Annotated in this window: 16 protein-coding genes; 9 read left to right on the top strand and 7 right to left on the bottom strand. The window is 59.5% G+C overall.

The features are described 5' to 3' along the window. The first annotated feature begins 60 nt into the window (after positions 1-60). The 6 genes from K3G63_RS09460 (at position 61) to K3G63_RS09435 (ending at position 6652) form a co-directional block, all read left to right on the top strand. Positions 61-438, top strand: coding sequence for a hypothetical protein (locus K3G63_RS09460; protein WP_220613786.1), 378 nt, complete (start codon positions 61-63; stop codon positions 436-438). 14 nt (positions 439-452) lie between these two features. Beyond that, the gene (locus tag K3G63_RS09455; protein ID WP_220613785.1) at positions 453-821 is read left to right on the top strand and encodes a hypothetical protein; all 369 of its coding nucleotides are present in this window, start codon (positions 453-455) and stop codon (positions 819-821) included. Positions 822-916: 95 nt separating this feature from the next. Beyond that, positions 917-4147 (top strand): carbamoyl-phosphate synthase (glutamine-hydrolyzing) large subunit, encoded by a 3231-nt coding sequence (gene carB, locus K3G63_RS09450; protein ID WP_110979603.1) that lies wholly within the window; start codon positions 917-919, stop codon positions 4145-4147. 200 nt (positions 4148-4347) lie between these two features. Continuing rightward, positions 4348-5196 carry a hypothetical protein gene (locus K3G63_RS09445; protein ID WP_220613784.1) on the top strand — a complete coding sequence of 283 codons (849 nt, stop codon included), beginning with the start codon at positions 4348-4350 and terminating at the stop codon, positions 5194-5196. Positions 5197-5232: 36 nt separating this feature from the next. Then, complete coding sequence (locus K3G63_RS09440) at positions 5233-6177, top strand: N-acetylornithine carbamoyltransferase (RefSeq protein ID WP_220613783.1); 945 nt, start codon at positions 5233-5235, stop codon at positions 6175-6177. A gap of 151 nt (positions 6178-6328) precedes the next feature. Beyond that, complete coding sequence (locus tag K3G63_RS09435) at positions 6329-6652, top strand: hypothetical protein (RefSeq protein ID WP_220613782.1); 324 nt, start codon at positions 6329-6331, stop codon at positions 6650-6652. A gap of 56 nt (positions 6653-6708) precedes the next feature. On the opposite strand, the gene dinB is transcribed toward K3G63_RS09435, so the two are convergent. The 5 genes from dinB to K3G63_RS09410 all read right to left on the bottom strand — a co-directional run bounded on the left by dinB (position 6709) and on the right by K3G63_RS09410 (position 13112). After that, on the bottom strand, positions 6709-7788 hold the full coding sequence (gene dinB, locus K3G63_RS09430; protein ID WP_220613938.1) for a DNA polymerase IV: 1080 nt from the start codon (positions 7786-7788) through the stop codon (positions 6709-6711). A gap of 242 nt (positions 7789-8030) precedes the next feature. Next, positions 8031-8336 carry a hypothetical protein gene (locus tag K3G63_RS09425; RefSeq protein ID WP_220613781.1) on the bottom strand — a complete coding sequence of 102 codons (306 nt, stop codon included), beginning with the start codon at positions 8334-8336 and terminating at the stop codon, positions 8031-8033. Between the two features lie 139 nt (positions 8337-8475). Further along, positions 8476-10122 (bottom strand): carboxylesterase/lipase family protein, encoded by a 1647-nt coding sequence (locus K3G63_RS09420; protein ID WP_220613780.1) that lies wholly within the window; start codon positions 10120-10122, stop codon positions 8476-8478. 94 nt (positions 10123-10216) lie between these two features. Further along, positions 10217-11887, bottom strand: coding sequence for an MFS transporter (locus K3G63_RS09415; RefSeq protein WP_220613779.1), 1671 nt, complete (start codon positions 11885-11887; stop codon positions 10217-10219). Between the two features lie 292 nt (positions 11888-12179). Next, the gene (locus K3G63_RS09410) at positions 12180-13112 is read right to left on the bottom strand and encodes a DMT family transporter (protein ID WP_220613778.1); all 933 of its coding nucleotides are present in this window, start codon (positions 13110-13112) and stop codon (positions 12180-12182) included. Between the two features lie 173 nt (positions 13113-13285). Here K3G63_RS09410 and K3G63_RS09405 point away from each other — a divergent pair, with 173 nt between their 5' ends. The 3 genes from K3G63_RS09405 (at position 13286) to K3G63_RS09395 (ending at position 17801) form a co-directional block, all read left to right on the top strand. Beyond that, positions 13286-14620, top strand: coding sequence for a replication-associated recombination protein A (locus tag K3G63_RS09405; protein WP_220613777.1), 1335 nt, complete (start codon positions 13286-13288; stop codon positions 14618-14620). Between the two features lie 360 nt (positions 14621-14980). Beyond that, positions 14981-16744: a signal peptide peptidase SppA gene (sppA, locus tag K3G63_RS09400; RefSeq protein ID WP_220613776.1), complete on the top strand. Its 1764-nt coding sequence runs from the start codon at positions 14981-14983 to the stop codon at positions 16742-16744. Between the two features lie 238 nt (positions 16745-16982). Next, positions 16983-17801 carry a purine-nucleoside phosphorylase gene (locus tag K3G63_RS09395; protein WP_220613775.1) on the top strand — a complete coding sequence of 273 codons (819 nt, stop codon included), beginning with the start codon at positions 16983-16985 and terminating at the stop codon, positions 17799-17801. A gap of 80 nt (positions 17802-17881) precedes the next feature. On the opposite strand, the gene K3G63_RS09390 is transcribed toward K3G63_RS09395, so the two are convergent. Both K3G63_RS09390 and K3G63_RS09385 read right to left on the bottom strand, forming a co-directional pair. Further along, entirely contained in the window at positions 17882-18349 is a 468-nt protein-coding gene (locus K3G63_RS09390) for a hypothetical protein (RefSeq protein WP_220613774.1), read from the bottom strand. Between the two features lie 98 nt (positions 18350-18447). Beyond that, positions 18448-19281, bottom strand: a complete 834-nt coding sequence (locus K3G63_RS09385) for a DUF4249 domain-containing protein (RefSeq protein WP_220613773.1) — start codon at positions 19279-19281, stop codon at positions 18448-18450. Positions 19282-19311 lie beyond the last annotated feature (30 nt).

Here is a 19311-nt window from a genome sequence, read left to right as displayed (position 1 = left end):
TCTTCAGTTCGGCAAGCTCAGCATGACGTTTCCTATCTTCAGCCCGGTCATTTTTAATGCATGAGCACTATGCAAGAAAAAAGCGGAGGTACACGAACCTGGGTGTACATAGCGCTGGGAATCGCGGCGTTTGCGGCGTACTACTTCATCAAGAGTATCAAGGCGGCAGATGTGGTTAGACTAGCAATGGGTAAGCAATCGGAGTTTGTTATTTCGGCGCTGAATGCTACCAAAATATCACCTCGGATTTTGAGCCGCACTGGGAAGATTGTCTCGAAGAAGTTTGACGCCGGGAAGCCCGGACCGAAGCAAGATTCTCTCACCTTCCGGCTCGTGCTAAAGGGTGAGAAAGCCACCGCTACTATCAAGACCAAGGTCATAAAACAGCCATCTGGCGAATGGAAGATGCTGAAGAGCGACACCACTTTCACTGAATAAACCGCGCTCCTCCCATGCCATCGAAAAGTAGAGTTTTTCCGACCTGGGGGTATGTGTTGTTGGGTGTTCTGGCTTTCGCGGGGTTCTACTTTGTGAAGAACCTGGGCCAGCGCACGATTATGAAAGCAGTGCTGGGAGAACCAGCCGACCTGATTGCCCAAGCAATGAGTTCGGCCCGAGTTTCTCCCAGAATAACCAGCAGAACAGGACGGATACGCTCCAAGAACTTCAAAGTAGAGAACCTGAGTGCTAAAAAAGACTCGCTCGTCTTCCGCTTCTTATTAGACGGTGACCGGGCCAACGCTACCATCAAACTCTGGATGACCAGAAGGGCATCCGGCAACTGGGAAATCGTGAAGAGCGACACCCTCTTTTCCAAGTAAAACTACTCTACCACATAAACCACCGGCTGTAGCCGGCCTAGCACGACTGCCTTTTAACATGACCGCACCAGCGGCCTGTTACCCTAACCCCTAGAATGGAAAAACCACAGAAAGTTCTCATCCTCGGTTCCGGCGCGCTGAAAATTGGCGAGGCCGGTGAGTTCGACTACTCCGGCTCCCAGGCCCTCAAGGCGCTAAAGGAGGAAGGCATCCGCACCATCCTCATCAACCCCAACATCGCCACCGTACAGACGTCGGATAACATTGCCGACGACGTGTATTTCCTGCCTGTGACGCCCTACTTCGTGGAGGAAGTCATCAAGAAGGAGCAGCCCGATGGTATTCTGGTAGCGTTTGGTGGCCAGACGGCCCTGAACTGCGCCGTGGCCCTGTTCCGTGCTGGCGTGTTTGAGAAGTACAACGTGAAGGTGCTGGGCACGCCCGTGCAAAGCATCATCGACACTGAGGACCGGGACATTTTCAAGGAGAAGCTCGACCAGATTGGGGTGCTTTCGGCCCGCAGCGTGGCCGTAACGACCATGGAAGATGCGGTGGCCGCGGCCGAGAAAATCGGTTTCCCCATCATCGTGCGGGCGGCGTTTGCGCTGGGTGGCCTAGGTAGTGGTTTCGCCAATAACATGGACGAACTACGGGCCCTCGTCCAGAAATCCTTCACGACTTCTGACCAGATTCTGGTGGAAGAGTCGCTGAAGGGCTGGAAGGAAGTGGAGTACGAAGTGGTACGCGACCAGTACGACAACTGCATCACGGTCTGCAACATGGAGAACTTCGACCCCATCGGCATCCACACCGGGGAGAGCATCGTGGTAGCTCCGTCGCAGACCTTGAGCAACCGCGAGTACCATAAGCTGCGCAGCATCGGCATCAAAACCATCCGCCACCTCGGCATTGTAGGTGAGTGTAACATTCAGTACGCCCTCGACCCCGTGTCGGAGGACTACCGCGTGATTGAGGTGAATGCCCGTTTGTCGCGCTCCTCGGCACTAGCTTCCAAGGCTACGGGATACCCGCTGGCCTTTGTAGCGGCCAAGCTGAGCCTGGGCTACTCTTTGTCGGAGCTGAAAAACAGCGTGACGCAGACTACTTCGGCCTTCTTCGAGCCGGCCTTGGACTACGTGGTAGTAAAGCTGCCGCGCTGGGACCTAGGCAAATTTGAAGGTGTGAACCGGCAGATTGGCTCGGCCATGAAGAGCGTGGGCGAGGTGATGGCCATTGGCAAATCCTTCGAGGAAGCTATTCAGAAGGGCCTACGCATGCTGGACACCGGCAAGCGCGGCTTCGTGGCCAACAAGCCCGAGGAGGTGGACAATGCGACCATCGACAAGCTGCTGAGCGAGCCGAACGAGGAGCGCATCTTCGCCATTAACCTGGCGTTTGAGGCTGGCTATACCCTGAATCAAGTGCACGATCTGACCAAGATTGACCACTGGTTCCTGCAGCGTCTGTACACCATTTTCGAGCTGAGCAACCAGCTAGCTGCTAAGCGCGGTAGCGGCGTCGATGCTCTGGAAACTGGCCTACTGCGCGAGGTCAAAAAAGCCGGTTTTTCGGACCAGCAAATTGCGGTGAAGCTGCTGGGCCAAGGCGACGTGAAAGCCGACGAGCTGCTGGTGCGTGCCCGCCGCAAGGCCCTGGGCGTACTACCCGTCATCAAGCAGATTGACACGCTGGCGGCTGAATTCCCGGCCAAAACCAACTACCTCTACAGCACCTACCACGGCACCGAGAACGACCTGCAGCCGGAAACTGATAAGTCTATTATGGTGCTGGGCTCGGGTGTGTACCGCATCGGTAGCTCCGTGGAGTTCGACTGGTGCGGCGTGAATGCCGTGCAGACGGCCGCCGAAGAGGGTTACAAAACCATCATCATCAACTACAACCCCGAAACTGTTTCTACCGACTACGACGTGTCGGACCGGCTGTACTTCGAGGAGTTGAGCTTCGAGCGGGTGATGGACATTCTGGAGTTTGAGCAGCCGGAGGGTGTCATTCTCTCTACTGGTGGCCAGATTCCAAACAACCTCGCTACCCGTCTGGCCGATGCCAAGGCCCCCATTTTAGGTACGGCTCCGGCCCGCATTGACGAGGCTGAGAACCGCCACAAGTTCTCGAGCATCATGGATGAGCTGGGCATTGCTCAGCCCCGCTGGAAGGAGCTGACCTCTCTGGACGCCATGTTTGAGTTTGTGGGGGAGGTAGGCTACCCCGTGCTGATCCGGCCAAGCTACGTGCTGTCGGGAGCTTCTATGAACGTGGTTTCCAACGCGTTTGAGATGGAGGCCTTCCTGAAAGCTGCCGTGGAGGTAAGCGCCGAGTACCCGGTAGTGGTATCGGAGTTTATGCAGGATGCCAAGGAAATTGAGCTGGACGCGGTGGCCGACAAGGGCGAAATCGTGAGCTATGCCATTTCTGAGCACGTGGAGTTTGCCGGTGTACACTCCGGCGACGCTACCATGTACTACCCGCCCCAGAAGGTGTACGTGCGCACGATCCGGAAGCTGAAAACCATTGCCGAGAAGATTGCCAAGCGCTACGAAATCAGTGGGCCGTTCAACATCCAGTTCCTGGATAAAAACGGTGAAATCCGGGTGATTGAGTGCAACATCCGCGCCTCACGCAGCTACCCCTTCGTGTCGAAAGTATCGGGCAATAACCTGATCAAAAAGGCCACGCAGGTGCTACTAGGCAAGAAAGTGGCCCGCGACGAGAGTGAGCGGGTGTACGACCTGCCCTTCGTGGGCGTGAAAGCCCCGCAGTTCTCGTTCACCCGCCTGCCCGGCGCCGACCCCGTGCTGCGCGTAGACATGGTGAGCACCGGCGAGGTAGGCTGCCTGGGCGACACCGCCGAGGAAGCCCTGCTGAAGTCGATGCTGAGCGTGGGTTACAAGATTCCGCAGCAGTCGGTACTGATTTCCGGGGGGCCGATCAAGTCGAAAGTGGCGTTGCTCGCGGCCGTAGAGTTACTGGTGAAGAAGGGCTACACCATCTACGCCACGCAGGGTACGCACCGCTTCTTCGCCGAAAACGGCATTCCCAGCAGCCTGCTGTTCTGGCCCGACGACTACCAGGAGCCCAACGTGCTAACCTACCTCAAGGAGAAGAAGATCGACCTGGTCATCAACATCCCGAAGAACCTGTCGAAGGGCGAGCTGGACAACGACTACAAAATTCGCCGTACCGCCATCGACTTCGGCATCCCGCTGCTCACTAACGCCCGCTTGGCCAAAGCCTTCATCCAGGCCTTCTGCAAGCTGGAAATGAAGGACCTGAAGATCAAGAGCTGGAACGAGTATAAGGCGATGTAGCCGGCAAGTAGTAGGCTTGTAGTACATAAGACCGTCATGCTGAGCTTGTCGAAGCATCTCTACTGATAGTACCTCCTCTCGTGAGGACGATCCCAGTAGAGATGCTTCGGCTGCGCTCAGCATGGCGTTCTAATTTTTTCGGCTGTTCTGCAACGCCTTACCTTCGTAGCAGCAAACGATAAGTAGGCCAATTGCAAACGATGAACCTTGTCCGATTAGCTGTATTCCTGCTAGCACTGCTGAGCTCCGCCCGGGTGCCTGTACAGGCCCAAAAACTCTCCCGTGCCGACAGTATTCGGCAGGTGGAAACGCGCTGGGTGCAAATGACTACCGCCAAAGCAGTGCCGACGAGGGGCCGCAAAGGGTTTGCGCACCCGACTCCAGGGCACGCGCTCTACTTCACGCAGGTCGATACCGTGCGGCTGCCTTACGTGGTGTACGTGCCCAAATCGTACAATCCCAAGGTGGCTACGCGCCTGATTGTGTACTTGCACGGGGGCGTGGTGAGCCTAAAGAACTTCGAATACAAGGACCCGGATTTCGTCGACGAAGCCATCTTCAAGCTGGCCGAGAAGTATCAGGCGTTGGTGCTGTTCCCGTTTGGCCGCAAAACCTTCGGCTGGGCAAATCAGCCCGTCGCCTTCGAGGCCGTGGTGAAGGTGCTGGGCGAAACCAAGCAGCACTACCACATCAACGACAAGCAGGTGTACCTGGGCGGGTTTTCGAACGGCGGCACGGCCACCTTCTGGTTTGCCGACCATCACCCGGAGCTGTTTGCCGGCTACTACACTGTATCGGCCCGGCCCCGGCTGGACATCGGCCCGATTGATTTCCGGCGGCTGGGCCAGCAGCCGTTTTATTCGCTGCACGCGCAAAACGACAGCTTGTTCCGCTACAAAAACGTAATGGCCACCTACAACGAGCACCGGGCGGAAGCGCCCGGCTGGCAGCTGGAAGCGCAGCCCACGGGCTCCCACGGCATCATTTACGCGCCGGGCGGGGATAAAGCCCTGGAGCGCCTGCTGGACAAACTGCTGCTAAAACCGTAATCACGTAGCCCGAGCATTTCGCGCTACCCGTACTCCATGAAAAAATTCACCTCGTTCGCCGACGTACCCGACTACCGCGCCCTGCTGCAACAGGCGCTGGAGATTAAGCAGAACCCCTTTGGCTACCAGCACCTGGGCCGTAACAAGACCGTCGGGCTGATTTTCTTTAACCCCAGCCTGCGCACCCGCCTGAGCTCCATTAAGGCGGCCTATAACCTCGGGGCGCAAGCCTGGGTGCTCAACGCCGGCGCCGATTCCTGGACGCTGGAAATGGCCGATGGCGCAGTGATGAACGGGGGCACCCAGGAGCACATCAAGGAAGCCATTGCCGTGATGAGCCAGTACTGCGACGTGCTGGGCGTGCGCACCTTCCCCACGCTCAAGGACCGGGAGGCCGACTACAGCGAAGAAGTCTTCAATAAGATTCTGAAGTACGCTACCGTACCGGTTATCAGCCTGGAAAGCGCCACCCTGCACCCGTTGCAGTCGTTTGCTGACCTGATTACGGTGGCGGAGCACAAGCAGAAGGAGCGCGTGAAGGTGGTCTTGACCTGGGCCCCGCACGTGCGCGCCTTGCCCCAGTGCGTGCCTAATTCTTTTGCCGACTGGTTCTCGGAAGTGGACTGGGTGGATTTCGTGATAACCCACCCCGAAGGCTACGAGTTGGACCCTAAGTTCACGAAGGGCGCCCGCATTGAGTACAACCAGCAAAAGGCCCTGGAAGGCGCCGACTTCGTGCAGGCCAAGAACTGGAGCAGCTACAAGGAGTACGGCCAGGTACTTAGCAACGACCCCTCGTGGATGCTCACGCCCGAGCACATGACCAGCACCCACGATGCCAAGTTTCTGCACTGCCTACCGGTGCGCCGCAACGTGGAAGTGTCGGATGCCATTCTGGACTCGCCCAACTCCCTGGTAATTCAGGAGGCCGGTAACCGGGTGTTTTCGATGCAAACGGTGCTGCACGAGTTGCTGAAGTAGCTGCTTTTTTTCGTGGCTCAGCGGTGCGTGAAGGCAGAAAGTAGGACAAAATCGGGGGTGATTACAACATTCCCGGGCGAGCTTCGTTAAAGGCTGTCAGAAGCCGGCCGTGCGGTTGGCTTTTAAGTTTCACTCTCCCCATGTACCTGCTATGAAAAAGCTACTTGCCATTGCCGCTGTGTTTGCCGCTGGCGTGACGGCTGCCAACGCGCAGACCAACACCAGCACCACGACCACCACGACTTCGCAGCCCGCGCAGAGCACCACTATTCAGACGCAGCCCACTCAGCCCATGCAGGGCACTACCTCGGGTTCGACTATCAACCAAACCACGACTACCCCCGCTTCTACCACCACTACGGTAGAAACCCAGTCGAGCACGTCGGGCACCATGAGCCCCACGACGACCAAGCCTTCAGATGTAAAAATGAAGGACAAAAAGAAAAAGTCGAAAGTGAAAGCTGACCCGAAATAAGGCGGCTTGCTTTCCACTGAAACCGCCCCGGCTACCAAGTCGGGGCGGTTTTGCGTTTATAGCAGCAGGGCCAGTTGCTTACCTACGGCTTCTTCCGGCGTTTCCAGGTTGGAAAGCGACACGCCCAGGAGCCGGATGCCTTTGCTGACGGGCTGAATGCCGGTCAGGAGCTCGTGGCTGAGTTGGGCAAATGCTTCGGGGGTAGGAACCAGCCCGAATAAGGTGCGGCTGCGGGTGATTTGCTGAAAGTCGGCGTACTTAACTTTAAGCGTGACCGTGCGCCCCCGCACCCCCGTGCGCTGGCAATGCTGCCACACCGATTCAATGCACGGTTGCAGGCCGGCAACAAGCTCTTCCCACGTCAGCAAGTCTTGCTCGAAAGTGGTTTCGGAGCCGATGGATTTGCGCAGGCGGTCGGCCACTACGGGGCGGTGGTCCTGGGCGCGGGCAATGAGGTAGTAGTGGGAGCCGGCCTTGCCGAAGTGCTGGCGCAGAAAAGCCTCCGTCTGCTGGCGCAAATCGAGGCCGGTGAAGATGCCGAGGTTATTCAGCCGCGCGGCCGTAGCTGGCCCGATGCCGTGAAATTCGCCTACCCCGAGCTTTTCCACGAAGGCCATGCCCTGGTCGGGCCGAATCACGAACTGCCCGTTAGGCTTGCGGTAGTCGGATGCCAGCTTGGCCAAAAACTTATTGTAGGAAATGCCCGCCGAGGCCGTGAGCTGAGTTTGCTGAAAGATGCGGGCCCGAATCTCCCGCGCTACCTGCGTGGCCAGCGCAATACCCTTCAGGTTTTCCGTCACGTCGAGGTAGGCCTCGTCCAGGGAAAGCGGCTCAATCAGGGGCGTGTACTCAGCGAAAATGGCCCGGATCTGGCGCGAAACCTCTTTGTACACCTCGAAGCGGGGCTTCACGAATAGCAGCTCCGGGCACTTGCGCAGGGCCGTGCTGGAAGGCATGGCCGAGCGCACCCCAAACTGCCGCGCCTCGTAGCTGGCCGCCGCTACCACACCCCGCTGCCGGGAGCCGCCCACGGCCACGGGCTTGCCGCGCAGCACGGGATTATCGCGCTGCTCCACCGAGGCATAGAAGGCATCCATGTCGAGGTGAATGATTTTGCGGGTTTCCGGGGCGTCCACGGGTAGGGTTTGCGCGAAAGAGGAGGGTAGCAGATTCCGGTGCGGATAGCGGGTGTACAAAGTTCTGGGTTGCCAGCCAAAACAAGAATTATATAGTAGCAAGCAGATATAAAAGGTAGCCGAATAAGCGTTTTTTCGGCTAAGGCAGCTCCAGGGTAAACCAAAGAAGCCGGGCAACACTGCCCGGCTTCTTTGATATGAGGTGGAAAGAAAAAGCAAGCCGTACAGGCCGCCTGACTAGATTACCCGTTGCTGCTGGGCTCGTGCACGTCGCCTTGAACCGTGAAATTGGTACCGGTATCCGGGGCGGGCAGGTCGGTGGCGCTTACGTCGCGCACATGGCCGTTTGCGGCGGTGGGGGTGCGGAAGCTGGAGGTAGAAGAGGGGGCCGCCGTGCTGGCCGAGGCGGCAGGAGCAGCGCCATTGGCCAACGCATCAGTACCCGGCTGACTGGCTTTGGGGGCGTCTTTCTTCTGCCAAAAGTAAAAGGCCGCCGTGCCACCAGCTACCAGGGCTCCAATCCAGACGGGGGAAGCTTTCATTTTCATAGGGCAAAGTTTAGGAGGTACCACGGATGGCCCAGGCAAGCTAACGGCCGACACAAAGCAGCCTGTTCGCTTCCCGGACTAGCTTGGTAGGATGTACGCCCACAAGCCCGGCGCGTTGCCGAAAAGTAGCTTCGCGGTGCTATTTGCTGGCTTGCTGATCGAGGAAGAGGTAGCGGGCGCGGTGCTGCTCAGGCTCGGCCTTGGTAGTTACGTTGAGGCGCAGCAGTTGCGAGGCCTGGCCGGGGGTAGTGGCTGGCCAGGTAGGTAGGCCCTTCCCGTTGGGGTTGCCGGTTTTAATGAAGTTGGCGAAGTAGCTCTGCATCGTCTCCGATACTTTGTAGTCCTCCGGGGTCCAGGCAAACACCTTGTTACCGGGCAGGTTGCCCAGGGCGTACTCAATTTCGGCGGAGTGCACGGCCCCCCGGGCCGGCGGCGCGGGTGGGGCCGCGGCCGACTGCTTTACTACCCCACCAGCCAGGCCCGTAGTGGCGTTGCCCATTTCGGGGACCATGGCCGGGCGCGGCCGGGCATAGATGTAGCGGTACACGGGCTGCCCGCCGGTTTGGGCGTGCGCGTCGGCCCACTTCCAGGTGCTGTAGCTGATAAACCGGTCGCCGGCCAGGTCGGTGGCAGCTTGCTCAGCCTGCTCGGGGGTAGCGGCGGGGTAGAGCTTCAGGACGGTTTCGGCCTGGTCGCCGTAGAGCTTTTGCACGGCCTGGCGGAAGTTTTCGGGGGTAGGCGGCTGTTGGCCCAGCAAGGCCTGGTAGCCCATTTCCTGGGAGTTCCAGCCCACCAGCAGCGGCACCCGCGCCTGCTGACCAGCCGCAAAAGTGGCCGCGGGTTTCTGGGTGAAGAAGTAGTTGTCCAGGGTTGGGGCGAAGCGCGGGGTACCGGGCTTGCCCGCTGCTTCGAGCAGCTGCTGCGCCGGCAGAGCCCGCAGCGCCGTCAGCGTAGAGGCCCCGAGGCTGGTGGCAAACGCCACCCCCGCCTGCTCACCTTCGGTTTGAGTTACGGGTCCGAAGCCCGTGTTCAGCATCGAGCCACTTTCGCCAATGGCGCGGGCAAACAGGGTTTTGGAAAGGGGCGAAGCCATCTGGGCGCTAACCGACATGGAGCCCGCCGATTCACCGGCTACGGTTACCTTTTGCGGGTCGCCGCCGAAGGCCGCAATGTTTTGTTGCACCCAGCGCAGGGCGGCGCTTTGGTCGAGGAAGCCATAGTTGCCAGAGGCGTGGTTCGGCGACTCCTTCGTTAGCTCGGGGTGCGCCATGAAGCCGAACACGCCCAGGCGGTAGTTCACAGTTACGGCCACGATGCCGCGGCGGGCCATACTCTCGCCATCGTAGCGGGGCTCCGAGCCGTCGCCGGCAATAAAGCCGCCGCCGTAGAAATACACCAGCACGGGCAGCTTTTCGCTTGCCGATTTGGCCGGCGTCCAGACGTTCAGGTAAAGGCAGTCTTCGCTCACACCATTGGAGCGGAAATTCATGTCGCCAAACACGGGCAGCTGCATAGCGCGCGGGCCAAACTGTTTGGCGGCGCGTACCCCGGTCCAGTTTTGCACGGGTTGGGGTTCTCTCCACCGCAGCTCACCCACCGGTGGGGCGGCAAACGGCACGCCCTTAAACATACGGATACCGGCCGCGGTGGCAGTGCCTTCGAGGGTGCCATTGGCTATTTTTACCTGGGGCGTACCGGCGCTGGAAGCCGTCGTTTTCTTGGTTTGTGCCATGGCTACGGGTAGCGTAGGGGCCATAAGCAGGGAAAGGAGCAGCAGTGCTTTCATGGTGGATTTCAGAACGTGGGATAAAGGCGGGGGCTGGCTAACCAAATTAACCGGCTTAATACTACGCAACCCCTGGCAAACTCCGGCTACCCATTTACTGGGGGCCTTCCATGGTTTCGTAGGAGGTAGGCACTTCCACGTTGGTGGAGTGAGGGAAGGCTAAGAAGTGCGTAACCCGCGGCGGCTCCGGCCCGGCGTGAAACTGCCGGACGCGGGCTTCAATAGCTTTATCCTCTACCGTAAAGCGGTGGTGCTGTCGCTCGTGCTCCCCCCAAGTGGCTACGTAGAAAAACTCGGTGATGCGCGTGGGTTGGGCAATGTCGGTGAACACACCGGCCCGCAACGAACCATCGCGCAGGCGCAGACGGGTGAGCTGCTCAGCTGCCACCCGGAAAGCGGGCTGATCGGCCAGCGCTACCTCGTATTCTATCATCACTACTACCGGCCCATCGTCGGGGTCCACGTTGCTGCCCATCCTGGGGGTAGGCCAGTGCTCGGCGGGCTCCAGGTTGAGGCCTTCGGCTGAGCGCATGGGGAAGGGCAGGGCCAGCAACAAGCTCAGCAGCATCCAGGCGGCCGTAGCCAGCAGGGCCGTTTCCAGGGTGGTGCGGTCGGCCAGCTCGCCCCACACAATACTGCCCAACGATAAGCCCGCCTGAAACACCAGCATGTACATGCTCACTACCCGGGCCTGCACCCACTTGGGCACGTGCAGTTGCACGGTGGTACTAAAGCTGGTCATGGTCATCAGCCAGGCAATGCCGGAAACAAACATTACCGGATAGAGCCAGTACACCGAAGGCACCAGGGCCAACGCCACGTTGGTACCCACAAAAACCGCCGAACCAATGAGCACGCGCTGGTTATAGGTGAGCCGATTACCTGCCCGCCCCATCAGGAAGGCGCCGGTAATGGCGCCCGCGCCCAGCCAGGACAGCAGCACCCCGTAGGTACCAGAACTAAGGTGCAGGCGCCGGGCCGTCACTACCGACAGCAGCCCCCACATGGCGCTGGCCCCGAAGGCAAACGCAAACGTGCGCACCAACACCGCATAAATGGCCGGCGAGTACTGCACGTAGCGCATTCCCGCCCGCAAGGCACCCATGAAATTCTCGGCCGGGCCGCTGGTAACTTCCGCTTCCCGCTTCCAGGCGTAAATGACCCCAAACGTGCCCAGAAACGACACGGCATTCACCAAAAACACCCAGCCCGGCGAGTAATACGCAATAATAGCCCCGCCCACCGCTGGCCCAATAGCCCGGGCAATGTTGTTGCTGACTCCATTGAGCGTAATGGCAAAGCCCAGCACCCGCCGGGGCACCAGCTCAATGGTTACCGTCTGCCAGACCGGCGCGTTAATGGCCGCGCCAAGGCCCAGCAGAAACGTGAAAGCCAGCACCCCAAAGGCGGAAATTTCGCCTAGTAAGGTCAGTATGCCCAGCAGCAAGGCCACCACAGCCATGAAGCCCTGCGTGAACAGCAGCAACCGGCGCCGGTCGATAAGGTCGGCAATGGCGCCGGCGGGCATGCTCAGCAGAAAGGCAGGTAGGCTGGTAGCCGTCTGCATCAGGGCCACCAGTAAGGCCGAGGAGGTAAGGGTAGTGACCAGCCACACGCCCGCCACGTTCTGCATCCAGGTACCAATATTCGATACCACGGAGGCAATCCAGATAGCCCGGAATAAGGAGTAGGTAAAAGGCGTCCAGAGGGTGGGTGGAGCCTCCGGCGTGGCAGCGGGGGTAGGAGAGGGGGAGGGCTGAATCATGAACAGCGTGCAGCAGAGCGAATAGCAGAATACACCGGCCAAACCAAGCCGTGGGCTGCGCCCGGCAGCCAAAAGAATCTAGTACGCAAAGAAAGAGTGGCCGGTGCTGCGCTACCCCCAGACATTCAGCAAACCTGTACCCGCCACGTGGTCCTCCCAAAAGCTATGTTGTCATTCCGACGCAGGAGGAATCTGGGTTCATCCTTTTACAGATTGAACCAGATTCCTCGCTCCGCTTGATGCGCGGAATGACAGTTAAGGAGGAGCTGCACGCTAGTTGCTACCCCGTTAATTAATCCTGCACGGCCTCCAGCGGAATCGGCGCGGGCTGGGGCTGCCGGGACTTGCGGCTCACCAGGAAAACACCGGCAAAAATCAATAGGGCTTGCAGAGCTTTGGATAACGTGAGCGTATCCTTTCCCGCCGCCACCGCAATGAGTACGGCCAGGGCCGGCTGCAGATAGATGTAAGCGCCCAGCAAGGAAGGCGAGGCGTATTTCAGGGCCCAGTTATTCAGCAGATAGGCCAGGATGGTCAGGCAGATGACCATGTAGGCAATAGCCACCCAAATACCCGTTGGGAAGCTGGCATAGTCGGCGGCTTGTACCTGCTGCCAGCCGGCGGGCACGGCCAGCACGGCACCCACCAGAAAAATGCGGGCCAGCACCGTAAACGGGTGGTACTTGCGCATGAGCGGCATCACCAGCACCAGATAAATACCGAAGGCCGTGGCATTCAGCAGGATGTAGAGGTTGCCCAAAAAGCCATCTTGCCCGCCTGCTGCCACCGGCCCCCGGCTCAAAATGATGCTGGCCGCACCTACCCCCGCCAGCCCTATGCCTAGCAGCCGGGGTAGGGTCAGCTTTTCGCCCAGCAGCGCCGCCGAGGCCAGCACCGTTACTACCGGCGCAATGGTCTGAATCAGGGAGGCGTTAATGGGTGAAGTCAGGTTCAGGCCCGAGAAAAACAACAGCTGGTTAAGGCCGATGCCCAGCACCCCGCAGGCCACCGCCCGCAGCTGGTCGGCGCGGCCCTGAATCCGGTCCTGGGGCGCTACTAGGCGACTGAGGACGCCGAAGAAAACGGTAGCGCCTACTACGCGCAGCAGCACCAGCCCAAAGGGCCCCATGTAACGCGGCATCACATCTTTGGAAATGCTGTAGTTGGCGGCGTAAATCAGGGCCACCACAAACAGGGCCGCGTGTACTTTCAACGAGTTCTTCATCCGGCCGCGAAGGTAGCAGTCCGCAGCGCCACCGCAGCGCAAAACCGCTAAGTGCCGTAGTTACCTTTGTTAACCCACCTCATGCCCGGCGGCATCTTCTAACCGGCCCTACTGCGGGGTGGGGTATCATCCGTAGTTCCGTGCTGCGCCCTTTCATTTGAGCTTCCTTTCCTATGGCCACCGGCTCCCTTTTCGATTCTGACCCTACCCCCTCCGCCCAGCCGAACCTGCCTCGCCCCGGCGCCCCGCTGGCCGAACGCATGCGCCCCCGCACCCTGCAGGAGTACGCCGGGCAGCAGCACCTCATCGGGCCTGAGGGCGTGTTGCGGCGCTACCTCAATGCCGGCCGCCTACCCTCGCTTATTCTCTGGGGCCCGCCGGGGGTAGGGAAAACCACGCTGGCTAACCTGCTGGCCCAGGAGTTAGGGTTGCCCTTCGCGGCGCTGTCGGCTATCAATGCCGGCGTGAAAGATGTGCGCGAGGTGATTGAGCGGGCCCGCAAACAGCGCGGTACCGTGTTGTTTATTGATGAAATTCACCGCTTCAGCAAAAGCCAGCAGGATGCGCTGCTCGGGGCCGTGGAACAGGGCGTCGTCACGCTGATTGGGGCCACCACCGAAAACCCATCGTTCGAGGTTATTCCGGCTGTGCTGAGCCGGGCTCAGGTGTACGTGCTGGAGCCCTTGGGCAAAGACGTGCTGACCAGCCTCGTAGACAAAGCCCTGGCCGAAGACGAAATTCTAAAGCAGAAAAAGGTGCGCGTGCAGGACTACAACGCCCTGCTTACCATTTCGGGCGGCGACGCGCGCAAGCTGCTGAACCTGCTGGAAATTGTGGTGGAAGCCAGCCGCCCTACCCCCGAAACCGGCGAAATCGTCATCACCGACGAGGCCGTGCAGCAGCTGGCCCAGCAGCACCTCGCCCGCTACGACAAGGGCGGCGAAATGCACTACGATGTCATTTCGGCCTTCATCAAAAGCATCCGCGGCTCCGACCCCAACGCGGCCCTGTACTACCTGGCCGTGATGCTGGAAGGTGGCGAGGATGTGAAGTTTATTGCCCGCCGCCTGCTCATTCTAGCCTCCGAAGACGTCGGGCTAGCCAACCCCAACGCCCTCATGCTGGCCCAAAGCTGCTTCCAGGCCGTAACGGTCATCGGCATGCCAGAATCGGATATTATTCTGGGCCAGACGGTGGTGTACCTGGCTACCTCGCCCAAGAGCAACGCCAGCTACAAAGCCATTCGGGAGGCGCGGGCCCTGGTGCGCCAGCAGGGCGTGCAGCCCGTGCCTATTGCCCTGCGCAACGCGCCCACCAAGCTCATGGAGGAGCTCGGCTACGGCAACCAATACATGTACTCCCACGACTACGAAGGCAACTTCGCCTACCAGGAGTTCCTGCCCGAACAGCTCAGCGGCCGCGTGTTCTACCACCCCGGCCACAACCCCGCCGAAGCCAAAGCCCAGGAGCGCCTACGGCACTTGTGGGGCGAGAAGTATGGGTATTAAGGTGATGAAGTGAATGGTAATGAGGTAAGTAGAAAAAAGGCCTGTCATTGCGAGGAGGCACGACGAAGCAATCCTTCCTCTCTTTTGTGACCTGTTTACCAACGTGGCAAGCCCTTGCCGCCTGTGCTGAAAGGGCTTGTCACATCTTTTGGGGTAGCACATCGTCCAGGACGGATTGCTTCGACACTGGCTTGATGCGCCACATGCTCGCAATGACACAACCTCACCACTTCACCTCATCACCCCCTCACTACCCCCGTTCCCGCCCTAAAACCGCCCGTTGGTTGAATAGCCGGAACGGGGGAGGAAAAGCCGATACTTTTGTTTCAGGACCGAACCTGACTTATTCTTTCCTTCACGATGAGACAATTTTTTAAGTACGTGCTGGCGACTCTCACCGGCCTCGTGCTCTTTGCCCTGGTAGGGGTAGTACTGCTGGTAGCCCTTATTGCGGCCGCCGCTTCTTCCGATAAGGAAGTCACTGTAGCCAGCAACTCGGTGCTGGAGCTGAAACTCGATAAGCCCATTGCCGAACGGGAGTTCCAGAACCCACTGTCAGGCTTTACGGGTGGGCAGAGCAGTGCTATCGGCCTCGATGAGCTGAAAGCCGCCATCCGCCGCGCCAAAGGGGACGGCGACATCAAGGGCATTTTCCTGAACCTGGAGCTGGTGCAGGGCGGCATGGCTTCCATGGAGGAAATCCGTAACGCGCTGCTGGACTTCAAGAAGTCGGGCAAGTTTGTGGTGAGCTACACCGATGCGCAGTCGGAGAAAAGCTACTACCTCGCTTCCGTGGCCGACAAGATTTACCTGAACCCCCAGGGCACGCTGGAGTTCAACGGCCTCAGCTCCGAGACGATGTACTACAAAAACCTGTTCGATAAGCTGGGCGTGCAGGCCCAGATTTTCCGGGTAGGCTCGTTCAAGAGCGCCGTGGAGCCGTATTTCCGCACCAACATGTCGGATTCGGCTCGCCTGCAAACTTCGTCGTTCCTGAACTCCCTGAACAATGCCATGCTGGCTGAGGTAGCCGCCGCCCGTAAAATCGCGCCGGCCCGCCTCAAGGTGATTTCCGACTCTATGCTGGTGCACAACGCCGACGACGCCAAGCGCCTCGGGCTGGTGACCGACCTGGGCTACTACGACCAGGCTACCGACTACATGAAGGGCAAGCTGGGGGTAGAGAAAGACGACAAGCTTAGCCTAATTGAGCTTTCCGACTACGAAAAGGCTGACGATGAGGACGAGGAAGGCAGCACCAGCGGCAACCGCATTGCCGTAGTGTACGCCGAAGGCGACATCGTGACGGGCAAGGGCGGCAACGAAAGCATCGGGAGCACCCGCTTCGCCGAGGCCATCCGCAAAGCCCGCTTGGATAAGAAGGTGAAGGCCGTAGTGCTGCGCATCAACTCGCCCGGCGGCTCCTCGCTGGCTTCCGACATCATCTACCGCGAGGTGATGCTGACCAAGAAAGTGAAGCCCATTATTGCCAGCATGTCGGACGTGGCGGCTTCGGGCGGCTACTTCATTGCCATGGGCTGCGACACGATTGTGGCGCACCCGACCACCATCACGGGCAGCATCGGGGTGTTTGGCGTGCTGCCGAACATTGAGCCCTTCCTGCGCGACAAAATTGGCGTAACGACGGACCGCGTGACCACCGGCAAGTTCTCCGACTTCCCCACCATCACCCGCGCCCTCACGCCCTTCGAGCAAAGCCAGTTCCAGGCCGAAATCAACCGCATCTACGCCGACTTCACCACCAAAGCCGCCCAGGGCCGCCGCATGCCGGTAGAGCGCCTGCGCCGCCTGGCCTCGGGCCGGGTGTGGTCGGGCACGGAAGCCAAGGCCCGCGGCCTCGTGGACGTGCTGGGGTCCTACGACGATGCCTTGCGCATAGCCGCGCGCCGCGCTAACCTCAAGGACGGCGACTACCGCATCCAGAAGCTACCCCGCCAAAAATCCTTCGCCGAAAACCTGTTCAGCTCGTTCTCCGAGGAAGCCAAACTGCGCATGGTACGCGAAGAAATGGGCCCCATGTACCCCATGTACCAGCAGTACAAGAAGCTCTCAGAAATGAAAGGCGCTCAGATGCGGATGCCGTTCGAGGTGAACGTGCAGTAAGCACCTGATGATTGTTAGTCGCTGATCGGCTACCCCACCTGTCATCCGGAGCAGAGCGAAGGACCTTATCAGGCCAGAACAAGTCGTACCAACGAGTCTTGTTTCAGCCTGATAAGGTCCTTCGCCCTGCTACGGATGACAGACTTTTTACAAACCTTGCGGTTAAGACTATCTAAGAACGCTCAACTGCCAACCAGCACCTGACAGCAGGTAAGTAAAACCTGACAACTTCTAGCCCATGCACGAACTCCACGAAGCCGCCGCCTACCTCCGCCAAACGCTCCAAGCCTTCCAACCCGAAGCGGGCATCATCCTCGGTACTGGCCTGGGGGCATTGGCCAAGGAAGTAGAGGTAGCGCACCGCTTCAGCTACGCCGATATTCCGCATTTTCCAGTCTCGACGGTAGAAAGCCACGCGGGCGAGCTGCTGGCCGGTACGCTGGCCGGCAAGCGGGTGCTGGTGATGCGCGGCCGTTTCCACTACTACGAGGGCTACACCATGGAACAGGTGGTGTTTCCGGTGCGGGTGATGAAGCTGCTCGGGATTCAGCGCCTGTTTGTGAGCAACGCCAGCGGCGGCCTTAACCCCGACTACGACTACTCCGACCTGATGCTGCTGGAGGACCACATCAACCTGCAGCCTACCAACCCGCTCATCGGCAAAAACCTCGACGAGCTGGGCCCGCGCTTCCCCGACATGATGGAGCCCTACGACCTGGGCCTGCTGCAAGTGGCCGCGGAAGCCGCTCAGGAACTAGGCTTAGGTCAGTACCTGCGGCGCGGAGTGTACGCCTCCCTACCCGGTCCCATGCTCGAAACCCCCGCCGAGTACCGCTACCTGCGCACCATCGGGGCCGATGCCGTGGGCATGAGCACGGTGCCGGAGGTTATTGCCGCCGTGCACATGAACCTGCCGGTGCTGGCCGTATCCGTCATTACCGACCTGTGCGCGCCGGGCAAGCTCAAAAAGGTGGACATTGCCGACATCCTGCGCACCGCCGCCGTGGCCGAGCCCCGCCTCACGGCCCTGCTGCGCCGGGTGCTGGAAAAGCTGTAGCCCATAATATATAGGCAGCACCAAAAAAGGCCCTGGCAGATGATGCCAGGGCCTTTTTTGTGTAGATGAGTAAGTGAAAATTACAACCGGGTGTTCCTGAAGAGCAAGTACTCCTGCTGGCCGTTTTTACCGGTGCGACCGTAACCCAGTGTCTCTGCGTTTACACCTTCAACGGTAAGCTCCTGTGAACTGCCTTTATGGTCGGTAAGGTGCAAGGTGCGGTTATCCGTGCCCATCAACATCCAGGTGCCCCGGTATTCCGTGCCATCGGCTAGCAGGGTTTGAATGTAGGTGCCGTCGGGCTTAAACTGCATGGAAAACCGGTCCGTAATGGCGTCGGTACGGGTTACTTGCCCAGCGCTGTATACTTCGTTGAGCCACCAAGTGGTGGTTGCTGTTAAGGCAGCAGCGGTAACCGGCCCCTTAGGGGGCGGAGTACAGCCGCAAAGAGGCTCTTGAAGTGGGTCGGAGTGGTTACAGCTGCTCAAGCCAGTACCAACACCTGCTACAATGCCCAACAGGGCAGCCACACGTACAAATGTTCTCATAGGGAAATAGAAGTACTAATAGAAGGTTTTGGGCGGTAGTAACCATAAGATAGCAGACTCTGGTAAATAGGTTGCATGCCACCGAGGCCATGCAAAAATTACTTCAAAATCACCCGCTGCCGCTGGTAGCTTAGCACCGTAAAAATGCCTACTCCACCCGTTACAGTACTCCGGACCGCTGAGGGCTGAGCGAACGGATTACCGTTGGCATTGCGTGCATCCTGCACCGACTGCAGAAACTGGTAGTAGGGCCGGTCGAGGTGGTAGAGCGTGACGAAGAGCGTATCGTTGGCTTTGAACTCGTAGGAAGTACCCAGGGTGATGGCCTGCCCGTTGTTCAGGCGGTCCTCCAGGGTGTACTCCACTTCCGAGTCGTGGGCGATGCTGCGCTTGTGCACCTGGAAGCGGTAGTAGTCAGTGGTGCCGGCCGGATCCTGAAACTTCACCGTGAGGTAGGCTTGGCGGCGCTCCACGGGCTCATTGTTGAACTGCCAGCGGATACTGTCAATGGGCACTAGCGCCGGCATGGTGGCCGAGCCCGTCACCCGCCGGCCGCGGGTATCATACGCCTCCAGCTGAAACACGTCGCCGGGACGGGCCGTGAGCCGTGCGCGGCCGCTGTGGGTGTATGCCTTATCAGTGTTCATGTTGACGCCGGGAGCGTAGCGCAGCGTATCGCGGGTGCCGTTGGGCCGGGTTAGCACCACCGTAACGTCGGTGGGCACCTGCGCCTGGGGCTCGGCCAGGTACGGCACGGATTCGGACACAGCCACTCGCGGCAGCCGGCCGTTTTCAAGGTAGGCTTCTATCACCAGCTGGGCCGGGTAGGCCGGCAGCTCCACGTCAATATCTTTCTGCAGGCCGCAGCTGCTTAAGAGCCCGGCCACTACCCCGCCCGCTACCGCTGCCCAACCGCCTGGGGTGGGCGTCATCGTCACCAGAATCCGCCAAATCCACGTTAT

Origin of the sequence: Hymenobacter sp. HSC-4F20 (genome assembly GCF_019599275.1) — a bacterium.
Classification (GTDB): Bacteria; Bacteroidota; Bacteroidia; order Cytophagales; family Hymenobacteraceae; genus Hymenobacter.
This window is presented reverse-complemented; position numbering and strand designations above follow the sequence as displayed.

Bases quoted from the DNA above. Each gene is read 5' to 3' on its own strand.
- K3G63_RS09425 (WP_220613781.1), bottom strand. From the start codon at position 8,336: ATGAAAATGAAAGCTTCCCCCGTCTGGATTGGAGCCCTGGTAGCTGGT.
- K3G63_RS09390 (WP_220613774.1), bottom strand. From the start codon at position 18,349: ATGAGAACATTTGTACGTGTGGCTGCCCTGTTGGGCATTGTAGCAGGT.
- K3G63_RS09415 (WP_220613779.1), bottom strand. From the start codon at position 11,887: ATGATTCAGCCCTCCCCCTCTCCTACCCCCGCTGCCACGCCGGAGGCT.
- sppA (WP_220613776.1), top strand. From the start codon at position 14,981: ATGAGACAATTTTTTAAGTACGTGCTGGCGACTCTCACCGGCCTCGTG.
- carB (WP_110979603.1), top strand. From the start codon at position 917: ATGGAAAAACCACAGAAAGTTCTCATCCTCGGTTCCGGCGCGCTGAAA.
- K3G63_RS09460 (WP_220613786.1), top strand. From the start codon at position 61: ATGAGCACTATGCAAGAAAAAAGCGGAGGTACACGAACCTGGGTGTAC.
- K3G63_RS09445 (WP_220613784.1), top strand. From the start codon at position 4,348: ATGAACCTTGTCCGATTAGCTGTATTCCTGCTAGCACTGCTGAGCTCC.
- K3G63_RS09385 (WP_220613773.1), bottom strand. From the start codon at position 19,281: ATGACGCCCACCCCAGGCGGTTGGGCAGCGGTAGCGGGCGGGGTAGTG.
- K3G63_RS09395 (WP_220613775.1), top strand. From the start codon at position 16,983: ATGCACGAACTCCACGAAGCCGCCGCCTACCTCCGCCAAACGCTCCAA.
- K3G63_RS09410 (WP_220613778.1), bottom strand. From the start codon at position 13,112: ATGAAGAACTCGTTGAAAGTACACGCGGCCCTGTTTGTGGTGGCCCTG.
- K3G63_RS09440 (WP_220613783.1), top strand. From the start codon at position 5,233: ATGAAAAAATTCACCTCGTTCGCCGACGTACCCGACTACCGCGCCCTG.
- K3G63_RS09455 (WP_220613785.1), top strand. From the start codon at position 453: ATGCCATCGAAAAGTAGAGTTTTTCCGACCTGGGGGTATGTGTTGTTG.
- K3G63_RS09435 (WP_220613782.1), top strand. From the start codon at position 6,329: ATGAAAAAGCTACTTGCCATTGCCGCTGTGTTTGCCGCTGGCGTGACG.
- K3G63_RS09420 (WP_220613780.1), bottom strand. From the start codon at position 10,122: ATGAAAGCACTGCTGCTCCTTTCCCTGCTTATGGCCCCTACGCTACCC.
- K3G63_RS09405 (WP_220613777.1), top strand. From the start codon at position 13,286: ATGGCCACCGGCTCCCTTTTCGATTCTGACCCTACCCCCTCCGCCCAG.